General features: G+C 67.4%; 17 protein-coding genes. 12 read left to right on the top strand and 5 right to left on the bottom strand.

Annotated elements, in window-relative coordinates; genetic code table 11:
* Nucleotides 1-66: 66 nt before the first annotated feature.
* A complete protein-coding gene (locus LJ754_RS14720; RefSeq protein WP_227927145.1) occupies nt 67-1,680 on the bottom strand; it encodes an ABC transporter substrate-binding protein in 1,614 nt (537 codons plus the stop codon).
* A gap of 211 nt (nt 1,681-1,891) precedes the next feature.
* On the opposite strand from LJ754_RS14720, the gene LJ754_RS14715 reads away from it, so the two are divergent.
* Together LJ754_RS14715 and LJ754_RS14710 are read left to right on the top strand one after the other, a co-directional pair.
* Entirely contained in the window at nt 1,892-2,629 is a 738-nt protein-coding gene (locus LJ754_RS14715; RefSeq protein WP_227927144.1) for a FadR/GntR family transcriptional regulator, read from the top strand.
* A complete protein-coding gene (locus LJ754_RS14710; RefSeq protein ID WP_227927143.1) occupies nt 2,626-3,357 on the top strand; it encodes a glucosamine-6-phosphate deaminase in 732 nt (243 codons plus the stop codon). Before LJ754_RS14715 ends, LJ754_RS14710 begins: the two co-directional genes overlap by 4 nt.
* A gap of 165 nt (nt 3,358-3,522) precedes the next feature.
* Here the strand turns inward: LJ754_RS14710 and LJ754_RS14705 are convergent, their stop codons facing one another.
* Complete coding sequence (locus LJ754_RS14705) at nt 3,523-4,554, bottom strand: isopenicillin N synthase family dioxygenase (protein ID WP_227927142.1); 1,032 nt, start codon at nt 4,552-4,554, stop codon at nt 3,523-3,525.
* A gap of 150 nt (nt 4,555-4,704) precedes the next feature.
* Here LJ754_RS14705 and LJ754_RS14700 point away from each other — a divergent pair, with 150 nt between their 5' ends.
* Complete coding sequence (locus tag LJ754_RS14700) at nt 4,705-5,205, top strand: glutathione peroxidase (RefSeq protein ID WP_283997817.1); 501 nt, start codon at nt 4,705-4,707, stop codon at nt 5,203-5,205.
* 25 nt (nt 5,206-5,230) lie between these two features.
* On the opposite strand, the gene LJ754_RS14695 is transcribed toward LJ754_RS14700, so the two are convergent.
* The gene (locus tag LJ754_RS14695; RefSeq protein WP_227927141.1) at nt 5,231-6,130 is read right to left on the bottom strand and encodes a hypothetical protein; all 900 of its coding nucleotides are present in this window, start codon (nt 6,128-6,130) and stop codon (nt 5,231-5,233) included.
* A 135-nt stretch (nt 6,131-6,265) separates the two neighbouring features.
* On the opposite strand from LJ754_RS14695, the gene LJ754_RS14690 reads away from it, so the two are divergent.
* The 3 genes from LJ754_RS14690 (at nt 6,266) to LJ754_RS14680 (ending at nt 8,054) form a co-directional block, all read left to right on the top strand.
* Nucleotides 6,266-6,565, top strand: coding sequence for a type II toxin-antitoxin system VapB family antitoxin (locus tag LJ754_RS14690; protein ID WP_227904874.1), 300 nt, complete (start codon nt 6,266-6,268; stop codon nt 6,563-6,565).
* Nucleotides 6,558-7,250, top strand: coding sequence for a LytR C-terminal domain-containing protein (locus LJ754_RS14685; protein ID WP_227927140.1), 693 nt, complete (start codon nt 6,558-6,560; stop codon nt 7,248-7,250). Before LJ754_RS14690 ends, LJ754_RS14685 begins: the two co-directional genes overlap by 8 nt.
* Nucleotides 7,251-7,337: 87 nt before the next feature.
* Entirely contained in the window at nt 7,338-8,054 is a 717-nt protein-coding gene (locus tag LJ754_RS14680) for a 4'-phosphopantetheinyl transferase superfamily protein (RefSeq protein WP_227927139.1), read from the top strand.
* Here the strand turns inward: LJ754_RS14680 and LJ754_RS14675 are convergent.
* Complete coding sequence (locus LJ754_RS14675) at nt 8,051-9,226, bottom strand: heparan-alpha-glucosaminide N-acetyltransferase domain-containing protein (protein WP_227927138.1); 1,176 nt, start codon at nt 9,224-9,226, stop codon at nt 8,051-8,053. The genes LJ754_RS14680 and LJ754_RS14675 overlap by 4 nt on opposite strands.
* Before the next feature lie 303 nt (nt 9,227-9,529).
* Between LJ754_RS14675 and LJ754_RS14670 the strand changes: the two genes are divergently transcribed.
* From LJ754_RS14670 to LJ754_RS14645, 6 genes are all read left to right on the top strand, one after another.
* The gene (locus LJ754_RS14670; RefSeq protein WP_227927245.1) at nt 9,530-13,717 is read left to right on the top strand and encodes a Pls/PosA family non-ribosomal peptide synthetase; all 4,188 of its coding nucleotides are present in this window, start codon (nt 9,530-9,532) and stop codon (nt 13,715-13,717) included.
* Complete coding sequence (dapA, locus tag LJ754_RS14665; RefSeq protein WP_227927137.1) at nt 13,714-14,694, top strand: 4-hydroxy-tetrahydrodipicolinate synthase; 981 nt, start codon at nt 13,714-13,716, stop codon at nt 14,692-14,694. The genes LJ754_RS14670 and dapA overlap by 4 nt, the downstream gene beginning before the upstream one ends.
* A gap of 26 nt (nt 14,695-14,720) precedes the next feature.
* Nucleotides 14,721-16,178, top strand: coding sequence for a heparan-alpha-glucosaminide N-acetyltransferase domain-containing protein (locus LJ754_RS14660; RefSeq protein ID WP_227927136.1), 1,458 nt, complete (start codon nt 14,721-14,723; stop codon nt 16,176-16,178).
* A complete protein-coding gene (locus tag LJ754_RS14655; RefSeq protein WP_227927135.1) occupies nt 16,178-17,248 on the top strand; it encodes a hypothetical protein in 1,071 nt (356 codons plus the stop codon). The genes LJ754_RS14660 and LJ754_RS14655 overlap by 1 nt, the downstream gene beginning before the upstream one ends.
* Before the next feature lie 76 nt (nt 17,249-17,324).
* Complete coding sequence (locus tag LJ754_RS14650) at nt 17,325-17,504, top strand: hypothetical protein (protein WP_227913088.1); 180 nt, start codon at nt 17,325-17,327, stop codon at nt 17,502-17,504.
* 119 nt (nt 17,505-17,623) lie between these two features.
* Nucleotides 17,624-19,021: a M1 family metallopeptidase gene (locus LJ754_RS14645; protein WP_227927134.1), complete on the top strand. Its 1,398-nt coding sequence runs from the start codon at nt 17,624-17,626 to the stop codon at nt 19,019-19,021.
* On the opposite strand, the gene LJ754_RS14640 is transcribed toward LJ754_RS14645, so the two are convergent.
* Nucleotides 19,018-19,671, bottom strand: coding sequence for a DsbA family oxidoreductase (locus LJ754_RS14640; RefSeq protein ID WP_227927133.1), 654 nt, complete (start codon nt 19,669-19,671; stop codon nt 19,018-19,020). The genes LJ754_RS14645 and LJ754_RS14640 overlap by 4 nt on opposite strands.
* Nucleotides 19,672-19,704: the final 33 nt, after the last annotated feature.

Genomic DNA, 19,704 nt, shown 5'->3' with positions numbered 1-19,704 from the left:
AGCTCCAATGCAGGGGGAGGTGCTGGCGGGACGCCCAGGGGCAGGCATCCCGCCAAGTGTGCGGTGCTACTTGCGTCCTACCCCGATGAAGGACACGCCGGTGGTGGGCAGCGGCTGGAAGCCGTCCAGCGCATTGCTGTCCCAGGCGGTGGGCAGCTTGCGGTGGAACAGCGGGTACAACGGGGCTTCCTCGGAGACAATGTCGACCACTTCGGCGTGGATCTTCTTTGCCTCGTCCTTATCCACCTGCACGGCCTGGTCCAGCTTCTGCTGCACGGTGGCGTATTCGGGGGTGGTGTTCCAGCCGGCGCGGCCTTCCATCCAGGTGGCGCCACGGTAGAACCAGCTGAGCAGGATGTCGCCGTCGTTGCCGAAGACCGAGGGGTCGCCGGGAGCGCAGAGGACGTCAAAGTTCTTGCCGCCCACCTTTTCCGGGGCGTACACGGCAGCGGACTGCAGGATTTCCAGGGTGGTGGTCACGCCGATGGCGTCCCAGTATTCCTTGATCAGCGGCACCACGCGGGTGACCCAGCCGGTGTCGGTGGAGGTCAGCGTGATGGTCATGTCTTGCATGCCTGCCTCGGCCAGCAGCGACTTGGCCTTGGCGGCGTCGAAGCCGTAGATGGTGGAGGCCTTGGTGTAGGACGGGTGCCCCTCCTGGAAGTACGACGACGCCGCCGTGGCGTTGCCCAGCAGGGCCTTGGAGATCACGGCGTCGGTATCGATGGCGTAGTGCAGCGCCTGGCGGACGCGCTTGTCTGCGAACTTTTCAGACGCACAGTTGAACATCAGGAACAGCAGGCCGAAGGACTGGACGGATTCCACGTCCACCTTGGCCGCAAGCTGGTCCATGTCCAGGTACGGGACGTCCTCGATGGCCTGCGTGCGGGAGGGGACCGCCGCCACGCGGGCGGCCGGGTCGGCCAGCAGCAGCCAGGTCATATCCGCCACGCGGGCCGGGTACTTGCCGTTGTAGTCGTCGAACTTCTTGAACACAATGCGGTCTTCCTTGACCGCCGAGACCAGGCTGTAGGGGCCGGAGCCGATGGGCTTGAGGTCGAAACCGGCCGGGTCGGCCTTGACCGCGGCTTCGGGCACTACCTTGATGACCGAGATGCGGGAGCTGAAGCCCGGGAACGGGTACTTGAGCTTGAACTGCACGGTCGAGTCGTCCTTGGCGGAGACCGAGTCAATGAAGGGGATAAATCCCGCGAACAGTGATTTGTTGGCCGGATCCATGACGCGCTGGAAGGAGAAGACAACGTCGGCGGTGGTGACGGGTTCGCCGTTGTGGAACTTCGCGCCGTCGCGGAGCTGCACTTCGTACGTGGTGTCATCCACCTTGACCGGGTCCGCCTTGGCCAGGGCCAGGTAGGACTCCCGGGTGGCCGGGTGCAGCTCGGTGAGGCCTTCGAAGATGTGCAGGTTGGCGGCCTGCGGAGTGGCGCCGGTGGAGAGCATCGGGTCAAAGCCCGTGGACAGCTGATAGGAAATGCCGGCTTCGATGGAACCGGTGCCCTCTGCGGCGGCACTGCCGGCGGGAGCAGGGTTACCGCCGGGGCTGCAGGCGGAAAGGGAGCCGGCAAATGCTGCCGCCGTGCCCAATACGCCGGCCAGCTTGAGGAAATTCCGCCGGCTGGAATCTTTCAAAAGCCCGCTGGATTCAAACGAAGTGCTCATCTACTGCCTCACATCCGGAAGTCACTTATCGGACGTAGGATGTCCGATGGCTGTCCCGGAAACTGTAAGCTTCGTCACATTGCTCCGTCAACCCTTCACTTTGGAAAAACCAGGTCCCCTTCCGGATAGGTAGGACATCCTATATCGTTGGCGGCAACCCCACCGGGTTCCGCTTGTGCACCACCTGCAACTCTGTCCCAGGAGGATCTCAATGAGTCTGCCCGACGCATCACTGCCGCCGGCGCGGTTCAGTGCCCAAAACCGTTCCCGTGCCCTGCAGGCGGAGATCATGGAGCTCATCCTCAACCGCGACTTAAAAGCCGGCGACGCCCTGCCCACGGAAGCGGAACTGGCCGGGGCGCTCGGCATCGGCCGGAACACGCTGCGGGAGGCGCTGAAGGTGCTGCAGGCGCTGGGTGTGGTGGAAATCCGCCACGGATTCGGTATGTTCGTGGCTCCGGCCAATTTTGACGCGCTGGCGGACGGACTGACCTTCCGGGGGCGGCTTTCGCTCCGCCACGAAGGCAAGGAAGCCCTGCAGCTGGTGGACGTGCGGCAGGCGCTGGAAGCAGGTTTGGTGGGCGAGGCGATGGACCTCTTCACACCCGAACACCTGGCCGACATCGAAGCCACCGTCCGGCAGATGGAGGCGCTGGCCGAACGCGGGGAAATCTTCACCGAGGTGGACGAAACCTTCCACTACCAGCTGTTCGAACCCCTGGGCAACGAACTGCTATCCAACCTGATGTCCGTGTTCTGGAAGGTCTACGGGAAGATCCATTCCGAACTTGGGGTGGATCCGCTGATCAACCTGCGGGAAACAGCGGCCGTCCACCGAGACATTTTCGAAGCGGTGAAAGACGGGGACAAAGAGCTCGCCTCCGAACGGCTCCGCCGGCACTTTGACGGCATCCGCGCCGAACTCGCCAAGCTGCACGAGGCCTCATGAGCTCCCGCACCTTGAACCTAATCCGCTGCTCCGATCCTGCCGCGCTCGGGCAGGCCGCGGCCGACGTCGTCCTGGCCGCCCTGGCCGCCGCACCGGAGCCGGTGATCGGCGTTGCCACCGGTTCCTCGCCGTCGCCCCTGTACAAGGCGCTGGCCGCCAGCGGGGCGGACTTCAGCTCCGCCGCCTGGTTCGCCCTGGATGAGTATGTGGGCCTGCCGCCGGGACATCCGGAAAGCTATGCCGAAGTGCTTCGCCGGGAAATCGTGGAACCGCTGGGACTCGACCCGCAGCGTGTCCACCTGCCGGACCCGCACCGGGTGGACCTGAAGGACGCCGCCCGCCGCTATGAACGGCAGATTGCCGCCGCGGGCGGAATTGACCTGCAGATCCTGGGCCTCGGCCGCAACGGTCACCTGGCCTTCAACGAGCCGGGGGCGCCGCTGGACTCCCGCACCCGGCTGGAAACCCTGACCGAGGACACCCGCCGGGCCAACCAGCGGTTCTTTGCCTCCCTCGACGACGTGCCCACGCACTGCCTCACCCAGGGGCTCGGCACCATCCTGGAGGCCCGGCACCTGCTGCTGATTGTCCGCGGCGCAGGGAAGGCCGAGGCGCTGGCCCGGGCACTGACCGGACCGGTGGGCACGGACTGCCCCGCCTCGGTCCTCCAGACCCACGGGCACGTCACCGTCCTGGCCGACGACGCCGCCGCCTCCTTGCTGAGCTGACCGCCCCGACCGCACTCCGCTGCGGCGGACCCGTGCCGCCGGGGCTGGACCGGCGGGCCGGAGGACTGGTGCAGGATGCTGCCGGGGACCGGGCGGGTTCCCGCAGTTTGTGCCGGTTCCCGCGCCGCGCGGCGCGGGAATTACCCAAACCGCGGGAATTCCCGCTTAGGCCCCGGGAAGCAGCTCCGGGTGGTGCAGCTTGGCCACCTGCGGGTGCGCCCGCAGCCAACCCTTCAGCACGTTGGCACCGTAGGAGGCGAGCATGGGGTTCTCCGGATCATCGGAGATCCCGCGCGACTGCGCGGCCAGGGCCGGCGGCAGCTGCACCGGGTCAATCACGGTGTCCAGGCGCGGGGACCAGAAGAACGGGATGGCGTAGCGGTCCACGCCCGGAGCCGGTGCGGATACACGGTGGATGGTGGCCGAAAGGTATCCCTGCGTGGCCACCTCCAGCATCTCGCCCAGGTTGACGACCAGTGCGCCGGGGATCGGTTCCACCGGCAGCCAGGTGTCGGATTCATGCGGTTTTACTTCCAGGCCGCCCACTGAATCCTGCAGCAGCAGGGTGATGAAACCGTAGTCGGCATGCGCGCCGACGCCCTGGGTGCCGGCTTCCTGCACGACGCCGCCCACATAGTGGATGAGCTTGGCCATCCACGCCGGGGTGCCAACAAACGGTTCCGTGAAGTGGTCTTCCGGCAGCTCCAGGGACACGGCGATGGCGGAAAGCAGTTCCGCGCCCACCGGTTCCATCTGCGCGGCCCAGGCCATGGAGGTGCTGCGCAGTTCCGGCAGTACGTTGTCCGGAAACAGGTTGGGCCCCTGCACCAGCCAGTACGGCTGGTCTGCGGGGTAGCCGGCAGCAGGTGCGCGTTCGGGGCCGAAGTCGATCTGTTCACGCGAATCCGGGCGCCCCCGGGTGATTTCGGTGCCCAGCCGGGTGTAGCCGCGGAAGTGCGGGGACTTGCGGTTATCCAGTGCCAGCCGGTCCTCCAGCGGCAGGTCGAAGAACTGCTTGGTGACGTCGAACAGCTTCTCCACCATCGCCTCACCGGCGCCGTAGCCCACCAGCTGGAAGAAACCGATCCGATGCGTCGCGTCACGCAGCCGGTCAATAAATTCGGGGCTGAAGGAGCCGTCCGGATTGCGGGCGGTACTCAGGTCCAGGACGGGAATTGCCTCGGGAATCTCGCTCATTCCGGCAAGCTACCACCGGGCCTTGTCAACTATGAACCAATTGTTACGAAGTGCGGTGGAACAGGTCCCCTTAAAAAACGGCGGCCGCCGGATTGGGCGTTCCGGACGCCCATGGGATGCAATGGAGATACGCCAAGCGAAAGGTTCACCGTGGAAACCGCCAACCTGTACGACATCCCGCTCACCCTGCTGGACGGCACCGAAACCACCTTCGGAGAGCTGTTCCGCGGCAAGGCCGTGCTGGTAGTCAATGTCGCCTCCCGCTGCGGGTTCACTAAGCAGTACGAAGGCCTGCAGTCGCTCTACGAGACATACCAGGAACGGAACTTCACCGTCCTGGGCGTGCCCAGCAACCAGTTCAACGGACAGGAGCCGGGCAGCGCCGAGGAGATTGCCGAGTTCTGCAGCACCAACTTCGGCGTCACCTTCCCGCTCGCGGCCAAGACCGACGTCAACGGACCGGACCGCCACCCGCTCTACGCCGCCCTGACCCAGTTCCGCGACGGCGAACTGGGCGAAGACATTGGCTGGAACTTCGAGAAATTCCTGGTCACCGACAGCGGCGAGGTGGTTGGCCGCTTCGCCTCCGACGTCGCACCGGGCTCGCCGGAAATCCAGGAGTCCGTCGAGGCGGTCCTGCGCCTGGAGTAGCGGCCGCAGCAGGGAGCCGGCCGCGCTAGAGGACGACGGCGTCGTCCGCGGCCCGCCCCGCAACCATGGCCTCCCAGCGCTCAAAGTAGGCCGCGCCGGCGTCGTCGTGGGTCAGTGCGCCGGCCGGAAGCACCGGATACGGCGTGGCGGGCACGCCGTCCGCCGGCCGCACGTCCACGTGCGCCACGTCGAAACCGAGCCGGAACAGCTCATCGGCCATGGCGTAGTCGGTGCGCGAATCACCCATGGTCCGCCACCCGCGCGGAACCGGCGTGCCGTCGGCCTCCAGCATGGCCAGGGCGCGGCGGGCGCCGAGGTCCTTGCCGACCCCGACAGCTTCAATGTCGGTGGAAATGATCGTGGGATCGATCCGGTACGCCACCGTGCCGGCAGCGTCCGGAATGGCATGGTCCAGCCGCTGCCCGCCCAGGCCGGCGAGGGACAGCTGCTCCAGGGCGTCGGCGTCGAACCTGCGCTGCTCGGTGAGGTACTCAGCGTTGTCCGCGGCCACGTGCTGCTCCACGGAGAGCATGGCGAGCTTGGTTTCGTCGAAGAACATGGTCCGCGAGTATTTGGCGTCCACCAGGCCGCGGATGGTCTCGGCATAGTCGCCCGGGACCTTCAGCTCCGGATCCACCTGCGGCTGCCCTGGCCCCGTGCCGTCGAAGGAGAACCACACGGCGCCTTTTTCGCACACGGCGTGCACCCGGACGCCGGCGGGAAGCCCTGCTGCCATCATTGGCTGCATCACCTGCTCCCGGATGAAGGCATCGGAGCGCCCCGTGTTGAAGACAACGGGCCAGCCGGCGGCCGCCAGTGCCACCAGGCTGCGGATGATGGCCGGACGAACGGTCCGGGAAACGGGGCTGGCAACGGGTCCGTCGACGTCGAGCAGCAGGCCAAAGCGCGGGGCAGGGGTATTCACCCCTCCAGTATTCCAGTGCCCGCGGACCGCCCGGACGGCCCTGCGGGCGCCGGAAGGACCGATTCAGCCGTTTAACCCCGCCCCGCACCGAGCGGCGTTGTTTCTTTGGCCCCAGATGTTCTTTACTCTGTACTAGTGATCTTCAAAGCTGTTGGCGACGTACGCCCCTACCCCGACCATGGATATGTCACACCTAAGGACTGGGCAGCGGTACCTCCCCGGCAGGTTCGCCTGGATGAACTGGTGACCACGAAGGCCACGCTGGACCTCGGTGCGCTGCTGGCCGAGGACTCCACCTTTTTCGGAGACCTGTTCCCGCACGTCGTCCAATGGAAGGGCACCATGTATCTCGAAGACGGACTGCACCGGGCTGTGAGGACGGCATTGCACCAGCGGACCATTTTGCACGCACGCGTGCTGGTCCTCGATGACTAAGGAACCTCCCGACGGAGCTCCGGGCGGCCTGGCCGCCATGGACGATCGGGACGATTCGAGGCAGTGGCACGGGCACCGGATTGTTACCGGCGGCGAGCTGGGCGCGGTTTTCGCGCCCACCGACGAACCGGAGATGGTCCGGCGGGCACGACGACGGCGGCGGCTGCACAACTCGGTGATCGGCGTCTTGGCGCTGCTGTTGCTTTCAGCGGTGATCCTCGCGCAGGGACTGGTGTCCGGCTGGGTGAAGCTGCCCGCCGCAACAGAGATCAAAGCACCTGCAGGTCCGGCGGACGAATGTCCGGCCGGGCCTTTTCCGTATCTGGATCCGGCCACGGTGACCATAAATATCTACAACTCGACGGCGTCTGCCGGGCTGGCCAATACGGTGGGGGCCGAGCTGGGCACCCGGGGATTCCAGATAGCGCAGGTGGGCAACAGCAGCGTCAACCGCGTCGGCATGACCGCGCTGATCCTGTCCGGGCCCTCGGGATTCGCCTCCGCCTACACGCTGCAGCAGCACATTCCGGACACCGAGTACGTCCGCGATGACCGCACCGACGCTTCCGTGGATATGGTCATCGGGGCTGGCTTCACGGAACTGCAGCCGCCGGAGCAGGCGGCAGCAGCCGGCCCCGGAGCACTGAGCTGTCCCGGGAACGCCACGCCCGCGGACGGGCAGTAGCCGGCAGTGGGGGCAGTGGGGGACGATGCCACGGCAACCGGGACAGGGGAAACCGGGGCCGGGGATGAAAGGGCCGGGGCCGGGAGCATGGCGGTCCGGATTGCCACGCGGTGGCTGGATGCGGCGGATATCAGCGCTGCCGGCAGCCTTGCCGAGCCGGTGCGCGCCCGTGCATCCGCCATGTACCGCGAGGCAGACCGGCACCGCTTCCTGGCCGGACGGCTGGCAGCCCGCGCCTTGGTGGCCGGACTGCTGGGGGTACCCGAAACAGCTGTCACCGCCACCGCGCACTGCCCGGACTGCACGCACGGCAACGACGGATCACACGGCCGGCCGCTCTATTTCGTGGACGGGCAGCCGGCGCCCCTGCAGTTCAGTTTCAGCCGCAGCGGCGGGTGGCTGGCCGCGGCGGCGGCGCCGGCCGGCGTCGGGGTGGACCTGGAGGACGCGGGCGCGGAGGCTTTCCAGGGGGCCGGTCTGGAAGATGTAATGGCCACTGCGGCGGAAAAGGCGGCCATCGCCGAGCTCGCCGAACCGGACCGCCCGCGGCTGCGCGCCCAGCTGTGGGTGCGCAAGGAAGCGCTGCTCAAGGCGGCCGGCCACGGGCTGCGGGTGGACCCGCGCACGGTGGAGACGGCCGCATCCGCCGTTCCGGGTGAGTCTTTGCGGGCGTCCATGCGGGCGTACGACGTCGGGCCGGAACAGTTGGGTCTTCCGGCCGGATTTGTGCTGTCCTACGCCGTCGGGGTGCTCCGGCACACGGTGGAAGTCCTGGCCCCGGCGGCGGGCGCCCAGCCGGCCTAGTGTTCGGGCTGGGGATCCGGATAGCGTCGGAGCGCCGCCTGCCGGGCCGCTCCGGAGCCGCGCGAGATCCACTTCTCCAGCGGCCCCTGTTTCCCGGCCCGCTGCCAGAGCACGGCAAAAACGATGAACACCGCAATCTGCAGCCAGAGTGAGAGATACGGAAGGACGGCCAGGGCGCCCGTGCCCAGGAACAGCAGGTGGGCGCAGTACAGGGTGAGCGTCATCCGGCCGGGCGCGGAGAGCACCAGCAGGGCCTTGCCCGCGTGGCGGGCCAGGAACAACAAGGCGCCCAGCACTGCCACGGCAACACCGGTGGTGTGCAGCAGGTCCAGGGGAGTGGTGGTGTGCGGGGATACAAGCGCCAGCCACCACCAGGACGACGTCGGCAGGTAACCCTCGGGACCCCAGACGGCGGCGTCGCGGATCTGCTCGGCCACCAGGTCCGGATCCATCTCCACCAACCGGTCAAAACCCTGTCCCGGGCCGTCCAACAGCAGGACCGAGGCGAGCCAGGCACCGATAGCCAGCGCCGTGCCCCCGGCCAGCAGCTTCAACTGCACCGCGGATTCATTCAGCCGGAGCCGGCCCACGGCCAGCCCGGTGCAGATGTACGCCATCCAAGGGATGGCCGGGTACGTGCCGGTGAGCAGCAGCTGGCTCAGGAAAACGCCGGGCTCGGTCAGCACCGTGCTGAAAGTCGGGTCGTAACCGGGTTCCGGCAGTGAATCACGCAGGGCCTGCATAAGGACCGGACCGAGCAGGGCAAACACGCCGGCCGCCGCCAGCAGCGTTCGAGTGGAAACACCCAGGAACGGTATAGCCAAAGCAAACATGGCCCCGTAGTACGCGAGGATGATGAACGCTGGCATGTCCACGTAGGCAATGGTCAGGCCCAGGGCGCAGATCATTCCGGCGCGGGCCGCCACTGCCCACCGGACCGCCGTGAGGGCGCCGCCCCGCTCAACCCGTGCCGTCCTGGTGATGAAGGACAGGGAGACCCCGGCAAGCACCGCGAAAAGAGCTGCGGCCTTTCCCGCGAACAACAGCCAGGGCAGGGTCGGCTCCAAATCACTGCCTGCTTCGGGCAGGACATGGACGGCCATCATCCCGAAAAGAGCGAGCCCTCGGGCTGCGTCCACCCCGGCGAACCGCGGCGATGCTGCAGGTGACATGTGGAACATCCCATCCGGCGAAGTTTCCGGTCCCGGGCCCGTCAGACGCGGGGCACCGGGAAGACACACGCAATCAATGCCACCTGTTCGTAACCTGTTTGAAATCTGAGTCCAGCCTGTGAGCTTTCTGGGCGGCGAAATACCTGCGGCCTCCCGGCCCAGCCGCTCACGGCACCTACCCATCCGGCCGCTATGAGGTCAGGTAGCCATACGAGTAATCCCGGCCCCCACGGGAGTGATTAACGCCGGTCCCGAGTGCTTCCCGCGGCTGCGGTACTCGTGTAAGGCGGCCGCTGGTTGCCTATGTTTCTGCTCGGTCCCAGCCTTCTGCAGGGACGGATGCGCGGCCCGAACGGCCGCGGTTTTGAGCAGCACCAGCAGGGAGAACCGCTCTACATGAATATGCCCGAAATCCCCCAGGGCTCGGCGGCCGAATTCGAAACCGTCCGGACCCCAGCAGGACCCGGCAATGACCCTTCCCTCCACGCCACGGCGCAGGAAGCGGCGAATGCCGGCAGCAGGAAAGGCGGAGCCGCCACCCAGGTGATCACCAATCCGCCTCCCGCACGCGACGGCTTGGCGGTGTTCCACGGAGACCGCACTCCGGAACAGCGCACGCTCATGGACATCCTTACCGAAACCGTTTCCGCCTATCCGGGCGCACCCGCCATCGACGACGGCGCCGTATCGCTGAGCTACGCGGAGCTGGAGTTCCAGGTGCAGGCACTGGCCCGCAGGTTGTGGGCCGGCGGCATCGGGGCCGGAGACCGGGTGGGAATCTATGTGCCGTCCGGCTCCGTGGACCTCTACGTGGCCATACTCGGTGTGCTTTATGCCGGGGCCGCCTATGTCCCGGTCGATTCAGACGAACCGGCCGGCCGAGCAGACCTGGTCTGGGCCGAGGGCGGGGTATGCGCCGTCGTCGAGGCAGGACTGGAACTGAACCTGCTGCAGGGCGTGCCCGTGGGCGGACACAGCCCCCACCCGCACCCCGAAGACGATGCGTGGATCATTTTCACCTCGGGTTCCACCGGGAAACCCAAGGGCGTGGCCGTCACGCACCGTTCCGCCGCAGCCCTGGTGGATGCTGAGTCTTCGCTCTACTGCGTGGATGCGCCGCTCAGCCCCGGGGACCGAGTGCTGGCCGGCCTGTCGGTCAGCTTTGATGCCTCCTGCGAGGAGATGTGGCTGGCTTGGGCGCACGGCGCCTGCTTGGTCCCGGCACCGCGGTCGGTGGTCCGTTCCGGCGCGGACCTGGGGCCGTGGCTGGTGGAACGCCGGATCACCGCCGTCTCCACGGTGCCCAGCCTCGCCGCGCACTGGTCCACGGAGACCCTCCAGCGGGTGCGGCTGCTGATCTTCGGCGGCGAGGCCTGCCCCGAGGATCTGGTCCGGCGCCTGCTCGGGCCCGGGCGGGAAGTGTGGAACACGTACGGTCCGACCGAAACCACGGTCATCGCCTGCGGCGCGCGCCTGGACGGGAAACCTCCGGTCCGCATCGGGTTGCCCTTGGCCGGCTGGGATCTGGCCGTGGTCGGGGAAGACCGGCAGCCGGTGAAGTGGGGCGAGGTAGGCGAACTGGTGATCTCCGGAGTAGGAGTATCCCGCTACCTCGACCCGCAGAAGGATGCAGAGAAGTTCACGCCCCTTCCCGCGCTGGGCTGGGAACGGGCCTATTTCAGCGGCGACCATGTCCGGGCTGAACCCGAAGGCCTGGTTTTCGTGGGGCGAGTGGACGAGCAAATCAAGGTTGGCGGCCGCCGGATCGAACTGGGGGAGCTCGACGACGCGCTGAGCCGGCTGCCGGGGGTGGCGGCCGCGTCCGCTGCGGTCCATGCGACGAAATCCGGCAACAAGGTCTTGGCGGGATATCTGGTTCCGGCTGCCGGAGCGGCACTGGACCTGGCCGCGGCTCGCGCGCAGCTGGCCAAGCAGCTGCCCGCTGCCCTGGTTCCGTCCCTCGGTATTGTGGACGAGCTGCCGTTGAAGGCCTCCGGCAAGGTGGACCGCAAATCGCTGCCCTGGCCGTTGCCCATGGTCGATACACCCGCCGACGTCCGGGTGGAGCTCAACGCCGACCTCCGGTGGCTGGGACAGCGCTGGACGGACCTCCTCGGCCCGCTGCCGCTCACCGAGGAGAGCGATTTCTTTGCCCTCGGCGGTGCGAGCCTCGCCGCGGCCCAACTGGTTTCAGCCCTGCGCGAGCGGTATCCGAAGGTTTCCGTGGCTGACATCTACGAGCATCCAACCCTCAGCGCCATGTCCGAGCATCTGGCGTCCCTGCGCGATTCAGAGCTGGATGTCCGTCCCACGCCGCAGTCACCGTGGTGGCTGGGCCTGGCCCAGACCCCGCTGATTATTGCGCTCTACGGGATCACCGGCCTTCGGTACGTCACCGGCATCGCCGTGGTGTGCATGGTCATGACCCACACGGTGGGCAGCCCGTGGACACCGGATCCGCCGCTGATTCCGACCCTGGCCGCCTGGCTAGCCCTGTACAGCCTGCCGGCCCGGATGCTGGGCGCGGTGGTCTCCTGCCGGCTCCTGCTGGTAGGCGTGGGTCCCGGGATCTACCGCCGCGGCGGCAGCACGCACCTGCGGCTATGGGCTGCTGAACGGATTGTGACGTACTGCAAGCTGGAACCCATCATGGGTACACCCCTGGGCACTTGGTATGCCCGCGCGCTGGGCTGCCGGGTGGGTGAGGACGTGCACCTGGACGCCATGCCGCCGGTTACCGGCTTCGCCTCCTTCGGCGACCGGTCCTCCATCGAGTATGAGGTGGACCTGGCCGGGCACTGGGTGGAGGGCGGACAGCTGCACATTGGTGCGGTGCACGTGGCCGACGACGCCCGGATCGGCACCCGCTCCACGCTGATGGGCGGCGCGAAGGTCGGCCGGGGAGCCGAAACCGAGCCGGGAACCCTGGTCTCCGGGGAAGTCCCCGCCGGCGAGCTTTGGGCGGGATCCCAGATGCAGAAGGTGGGCACGGCCGGCGGCGGCTGGCCCGCGGACCCGGCAACCGCACCGCAGACACGCGGTGTGCGGTTGCTCTACTCTGCGGCGCTGGGCGGACTGACCCTGCTTAACCTGGCCTCCCTGGTCCCCGGCTCTGCCCTGATGCTGTGGCTCCTGAACGGGGTTGGTTCCTTGACGGAAGCCCTGTGGATCCTTGCCCTCTGGTCACCGGTTTTTGTGGTCAGCGCCATGGTGACCTATCTGATGCTGATAGCCGCCGTCGTCCGCTCCACGGCCCGGCTGATGCCTCCGGGCATGCACCCGGCTAACGGCGTGTCCGGGTGGGCCTCCTGGCTGAGCACCCTGCTGCTGAGCCGCTCCCTGATCACCATGTACCCGCTGTACGCCAGTGTGCTTACCCCCGCATGGCTGCGCCTGCTGGGAGCCAAAGTGGGCCGGCACGTGGAAATCTCCACCATGGAAACCGTTCCGCACCTCACGGACCTGGGCGACCGGTCTTTCCTGGCGGACCACTCCATGGTCTCCATGCGGCGGGTGCGGAAAGGCTGGCTCCACCTGGGGCCGGCGGGTGTGGGGGAAAAATCCTTTGTGGGTAACTCCGCCATAGTGGGGCCGGACACCTGGGTGCCGGAGAATTCCCTCATCGCTGTCCTGTCCTCGGCGCCTGCGCAGATGCCTGCGGGTACCTCGTGGTTCGGCCGCCCGGCCGTGGAACTGCCCCGTCCGGTGCAGGTGGGGGACACCTCACGTACCTACGAACCTCCCCGCCGCTTACTGGTTGCCCGCAGCGCCGTGGAAGCCTGCCGAATCCTGCCGGCGGTGATCACCGCCTGGTTGGCGCTGGTCACCGTGTGGGTGCTGTCCGCCCTGTGGGACACCTTCGGTTTCCTGGCCGCCGTTATATGGTCCGGGCCGGTGCTGCTGGTCAGCGGCATCGCCGCGGCGTTGCTTGCCGTGGCGGCGAAATGGCTCCTGGTGGGCCGCTTCGAGGCCACCGAACATCCGCTGTGGAGCTCATTTGTGTGGCGCAATGAACTGGCCGATGTGTTCTCCGAATCGCTGGCCGTACCGGGGCTGGTCCGGATGAGCCTGGGCACCCCCATGCTCAACGCCTGGCTGCGCTGGATGGGCGCACGGATCGGCCGCAGCGTGTGGTGCGAAACGTGGTGGCTTCCGGAGTTCGACCTGATAGAGGTGGGCGACGGTGCCAGCATCAACCGCGGAACCGTCCTGCAGACCCACCTCTTCCACGACCGCATCATGCGGCTGGACGAGGTGCGGCTGGAAGACGGCGCCACCCTTGGCCCGAACAGCATCGTCCTGCCGGGCAGCGCCATTGAAGAAGGCGGCACCGTGGGTGGCTGCTCGCTGCTGATGCGGGGCGAGAGCGTCCCGGTCAACAGCGCCTGGTGCGGAAACCCGCTGGCGCACTGGGACCAAAGCCGTCCTGCCCAGCGGCGGGCACGGCATCGCAAAATGAACCAGTACAAATCCGCAGGAGCAAGGGTATGAACACTTATACGGGCAGCACCGGGGAAACCGCAGCGGACATGGTCTGCCGCCGGTTCGGGCGGATCCTCACCGCCATGGTTACGCCGCTGGACGAGCACGGCCAGCTGGACCAGAACGGCGCCGAGGAACTCACCCGCTGGCTCCTGCGGGACGGCTGGAACGATGCCGTGGTGGTCAATGGAACCACCGGCGAGTCCTTTGCAACCTCGGACTGGGAAAAGGCGTCCATGGTCCATTCGGCCAAACGCGTCACGCAGGGAACCGGGCGGCGGGTCATCGCCGGCGTGGGATCCACCGACACCCGGCACAGCATTGCGCTGGCGCGCGCCGCCGCCGAGCAGCAGGCGGACGGGCTGCTGGTAGTGGCCCCGTACTACTCACGCCCGTCGCAAAAGGGCCTGCTGCGCCACTTCGAGGCCATAGCCGACAGCACCGACCTCCCGGTCATGCTCTATGACATCCCTGTCCGCACCGGCGTCGCCATTGCACCGGAAACCCTGGTGGCTGCCGGGAAACACCCGAACATCGTGGCGGTCAAGGACGCCAAGGGAGACCTGGCCTCCTCCTCATGGGTCATGCAGCACAGCTCCCTGGTGTACTACTCGGGAGACGACGTCCTGAACCTGCCCCTGCTCTCCATCGGCGCCGTCGGCATGGTCTCCGTGGTGGGGCACGTCGCCGCTGACCGGCTGCGGGCGCTCGCCGCAGCCTTCGCCGGGGGCCGGGTGGACGAGGCGCTTCGGATCCACCGCGAACTGCTGCCGATCTACACCGGAATGTTCCGCTGCCCGGGGGCTGCGTCCGCCAAGGCCGCACTGCGGAAACTGGGTCTTCCGGCCGGTCCTGTGCGCGGTCCGCTTGCAGACCTCGATGCGGATGAAACCGCGCTGCTGCTCGCAGACCTCTCCGCGGCTGGGTTGCCCACTACGCTTGCGCGCGGCACGGCGGTCCCTGATGCTCTAGCTCCGACGCATTGACTGTGGCGGAGGAAGGGGGGGTGGCGGTGAGTGAACCGACCCGGACAGGCGCGGCCAAACGCCGCATAGGGGGCGTCGACGCAGCCAGGGGGGCGGCGTTGGTGGCAATGATGGCCATCCACGTCCTTCCCGGCTGGAACGAAGACTTTGAACCTACCTTCACCTGGCTGGTATTCGCAGGACGGGGCGCTGCACTGTTTGCCCTCCTGGCCGGGGTATCCCTGGCCTTTATGTCCGGAGGGCAGTATCCGCCGCGCGGCGAGCGCATGACGGCGGCGCGGCTGGGGCTGGCCGTGCGCGCGGTCCTGATCACCGTCATCGGGCTTTTGCTGGGATTCCTGGTGATCTACGCACAGGTCATCCTGGTCTATTACGGGGTGATGTTCCTGCTGGCGCTGCCGTTGCTTCGGCTGCGTGCGCGGACACTCCTGATCCTTTCGGCGCTGATCGCCCTCACCGCCCCGGTGCTGATGCAGGCAACCAGGGACTCACTGGCCGACATGGGCGGGGTGGAACCGAATTTTTCCACGCTGGTGCAGGCGCCGGGGGATGTCTTGGGCCAGGTGCTGCTCAGCGGCACTTATCCGGCCCTGCCCTGGATGGCCTATGTATGCGCGGGACTGGCCATTGGGCGGCTGGACCTCGCCGAGCGCAAGGTCCAGCTCCGGCTGGTCGTGGCCGGAGTGGGCCTCGCCGTAGCCACAGCGGCCCTGTCGGCATTTCTGCTGGGACCGCTGGGCGGCCGGGACCAGCTGGTGGACGCTGCCTCTGTATGGTCCTCCACCCCCGAGGAGACCGTGTACGACACCCTGATGTGGGGCCCGGATCCCACGCTGCCAACGGACACGTGGTGGTGGTTGGCTTCCTTGACGCCCTACTCCAGCACGCCGCTGGTCCTGCTCAATACAATCGGCACGGCGGTGGCGTTCCTCGGAATCCTCCTCCTGCTGGGCAAGGCAGCCTCCGCAGTGCTTGCCCCACTGGCCGTCCTGGGGAAAATGACCCTGACCCTGTACTCACTGCATCTGTTGCTCCTGGCCACCGGCCTGCTCGAGGACCGGCCGCCCCTGTCCCTGATTGTGCAGCTCATGATCGTGACCGGCTTCGCCTACGCCTGGCAACGGTTCAACGCGCAGGGCCCGCTCGAACGGGTTGTATCCGAAGCGTCTAAACGGGTCCGCAGCACATATCTGGAACGGGCGGGCAGAAAAGCGGCCGCTCAACGGACTGCCGAATACGGAGCGGAACGGAAGCCCGGCGAGGCCCGCCTCCCCTCCGGGACGCCGGCCGGGACGGAAGTGCAGCCGTTTTCGATCCGCAGCGCGGCACCACCGCCGCCATCCACTCCGCCGTCCATCCAGCCGGACAGAGTTTCCCCTTCCGCCGCTTCCGCCTCGACTGCACCACCGCCGCCGCCCATGGGGAGGCGGCAGGCACTGGAAGCAGAGGCCCGGGGCAGGCACCGTAACCGGCAGCGCAGCTGATGCCTTTAACCTCCCGGCAGCGGATGCTGAGGGCTGTGCTGGGCGCTGTGTTCGGCTCGGCGCTGCTCGCGGCGCCAGCTGCTGCCTCTCCGCAGGACGCGGACCCGTGCGCCCGCCTCACCGCGGGGGAGGTGCGGTACGACGTGGCCGATGCCGAGCGCGTCACCTTCGCTACGGCGGAAACGTACGGCGCCACGGAGACCCGCCTGATCGGCTGTGTACGCCAAGGGGACAGCTACGTGCAGGAGTGGAAGTCGTGGGGGTTCAGCGGCCGCAACGGGTTCGCCCCGCCGGGAAGCATGTGGGAGAACACGCTGTATTCGCCGACCGGGTCCTTCACGATTACGGAGGCCCTGGGACGTTCCAATCCCGGAACGCAGCTGGCCTATTACACGCTGAACCCCGCCTCGCGGTGGGGCGGGGAACACGGTCCCAGCTACAACCAGTACTTCGAGGGCACGGGCGGGCCGGCGGATGAAAACCTTTGGGGGTACATGCAGCAGGGACTATACGAGCAGGCGGCCGTCATCAATTGGAACCGCCCGCCGGACATGCCCACCCGCCAGGGTGCCTCTTTTGCCATCTTCTTCCACGCCGGGTACGCGCCCACCTGGGGGTGCATATCCACGGATTTGTCCACGGTGGTGCGGTTGCTGAAAACCGCGGTCCCCGGGGATCGCATCGTGATGGGCACGGTGGATGACGTTTTCACTACCTCCACGGCAGCTGCCGACGGCGTGGCCTCCGTGGCGGCCCGCGCGGAAGAAAAAGCAGAAGCCGCGCAGGACCGGGCCGAGACCATGACCACCGGTGCAGCCACCCTGGCGGTGGTTGCCGCGATGGCGTTTGTGATCCGGCTGGCCTTCCGGAGCGCCGGCCGCAAACACGGGCCCGACGGCGGCGCGGGCGGCACCCGGCCGGAGCCATCAACGGAGTCATCAACGGAGAAACCAACCGAGAAACCAACCGAGAAACCAACGGAACGACCGCTGCCGGAGGGACCGCCGGCGGAAGGGTCTGCTGCGGAAGAATCCCGGACGGGCTCTTCCGTTCGCGGCACCAGCCGGTGAGCCGGGCCTGCATTGGGCTGCTGGATTGAATAAACTGCTGGGGTGAACCGAATTTCCGCCGCCCCGGGCTACCTGAATGGACGCTGACGCAGCGGAAGCAGGCCGGCGGCTGTATGAGGAACGCATGGCGTTCCTGCCCGGGCTATGGATGCCCGAAGCCCCGGCATGGGAGAGCCTGCCGGAAGAAGACCGGTTGCGCTGGATCCGATACGCCTCAGAACTCCCGGCAGAGGGCCTTTCCGGCTCCGACGACTAGTTTGCCCCCGGGACGGGAAAACTTCGGACGGGTAAACTCCGGACGGGTAAACCAGTCGGGGCAGCCCTGACCCCGACTACGCGTACCTGCCGCCCCGCCGCCGTGGCATGCTCTCCGGCATGCAGCAGGCCGGAGAGCAGCGGAGCGCCCCTGATCCTTACACCCCCACCCACGGCAGCGATGAGGTGAACATTCACCACTATGACCTGCGGCTGGACTACAGCGTCAGGTCCAACCGGCTGGCGGCCGTGGCCCACCTGGCCGGAACCGTCCGAAATCATCCGGACCGCACGGACCGCACCGACCGGATTGTCCTGGATCTGGACCGGCGGTTGCGGGTGGAAGAAGTGCGGCTGGTGTGCCGGCAAGGCGCCGATGCCGGCTTCGCCCCGGCGGACCCCACGGCCGGGGATCCGGTGGCCGTCCGCAGTTTCCGGCAGCGCCGGGCAAAGCTGGAGGTACTGTCGGAACGTCCGCTGGCGGGCGGCGAAAACTTCGTGCTGTCCATCCGCTACCGCGGAAAACCGCGGCCAGACGCCGGGCAGTGGGGGGACATCGGCTGGGAGGAACTGACCGACGGGGTGCTGGTGGCAGGGCAGCCAACCGGGGCGCCGTCGTGGTTTCCCTGCAATGACCTGCCTTCTGAAAAGGCGCGGTACCGCCTCAGTGTGACCGTTGAGGAAGGCTACCGGGTGGCCGGCAACGGCGCTCTGGTGTCGCGGACCGCCGGGAAGGGGCGGGAAACCTGGGTATTTGAGCAGACCGAGCCGATGGCAACGTATCTGGCCACCGTGCAGATCGGCCGGTATCGGAACATGGATCTGCCGGGGCGGGTGCCGCAGTCCGTTCTCGTACCGCCCTCGCTGGCAGGCGCAGCCCGGACCGCGCTAGGCCGGCAGGAAGCCATGATGGATCTGTTCACGGCCCGGTTCGGACCGTATCCATTCGAAACCTACACCGTGGTGGTCGCCGATGACCGGCTGGAGATCCCACTGGAAGCCCAGTCGGTGTCCGTTTTCGGCCGCAACCATTTGGACACCGCGGGGGAGCCGCTGGTAGCCCATGAACTGGCCCACCAGTGGTTCGGGAATTCAGTGACTGCACGCAGCTGGAAAGACATCTGGCTGCACGAGGGTTTTGCCACCTACGCGGAATGGGTGTGGGCCGAAGCCGCCGACGGCGAGGATACCGACGAGCGGGCCCACCGCGAGCTGGCGTGGCTGCGGGGCCAGCGGCAGGACCTAAAGCTGGCCGATCCCGGCCCGGCAGCCATGTTCGACGAACGGGTGTACCGCCGTGGTGCCCTGGCCCTGCATCTGCTGCGCCGTGCCGCCGGGGACGGGGCCTTCTTTTATCTCCTGCAGGAGTGGACGTCCCGGTACCGGCACAGTTGTGCCGATACCGGGAACTTCCTGGACCTGGCCGAGCGCATTTGCGGTTCAGCCGGCGTTTCGGCCGCCGGGCTGCTCACTCCGTGGCTGTACGAACCGGCGCTGCCGGCCGCCCGCCCCGCCTAGGCCGGATGGGATTCCTGCCAGGCCTGGTCCAGTGCCGACGCGAAGAGGTCAGTGGGCTGGGCACCGGAAATGCCGTACTTGTCATCCAGCACAAAGAACGGCACGCCGCTGATGCCGAGTGACCGGGCCTGGGCAATGTCGGTGTTGACGTCCTCGGCGAACTCCTCGGCGGCCAGCATGGACCGCACCCGCTCCGGATCCAGGCCTACCCGGCTGCCGATCTCGGCAAGGGTGTCCACCGCTCCGATGTCCTGCCCCTTCTCGAAGTGGGCGGAGAGCAGCGCCTCCTTGGCGGCGTCGGCGGCGCTGTTGCCGCCCTCGGCGCGGGCCAGATGGATCAGCCGGTGCGCGGAGAAGCTGTTGGCAACCACCAGCGAGTCATAGTCATAGGACAGGCCCTCACCGGCGGCCTGGACAGTGACCTGCTCCAGCATTCCGGCCAGCTGCCCGGGATCGATGCCCTTGCGCTCGCTCAGGTACTGGGCCTCGGTGCCGTCGTAGTGTTCGGGCAGGGAGGGGTCGAGCTGGAAGCTGCGCCACTGCACTTCCACCTCGTCCCGGTGCGGGAAGGCGGCCAGTGCGGCCTCGAAGCGGCGCTTGCCGATGTAGCACCACGGGCAGGCAATGTCGGACCAGATATCAATCTTCATACCGGCTCCAACGCAGAAAGGACCGGGAGGCAT

Origin of the sequence: Arthrobacter sp. zg-Y40, assembly GCF_020731535.1 — a bacterium.
Taxonomy (GTDB): Bacteria; Actinomycetota; Actinomycetes; order Actinomycetales; family Micrococcaceae; genus Arthrobacter_B.
Note: the sequence above shows the minus strand (reverse complement) of the source record. Positions and strands in the feature narration are given on the sequence as shown.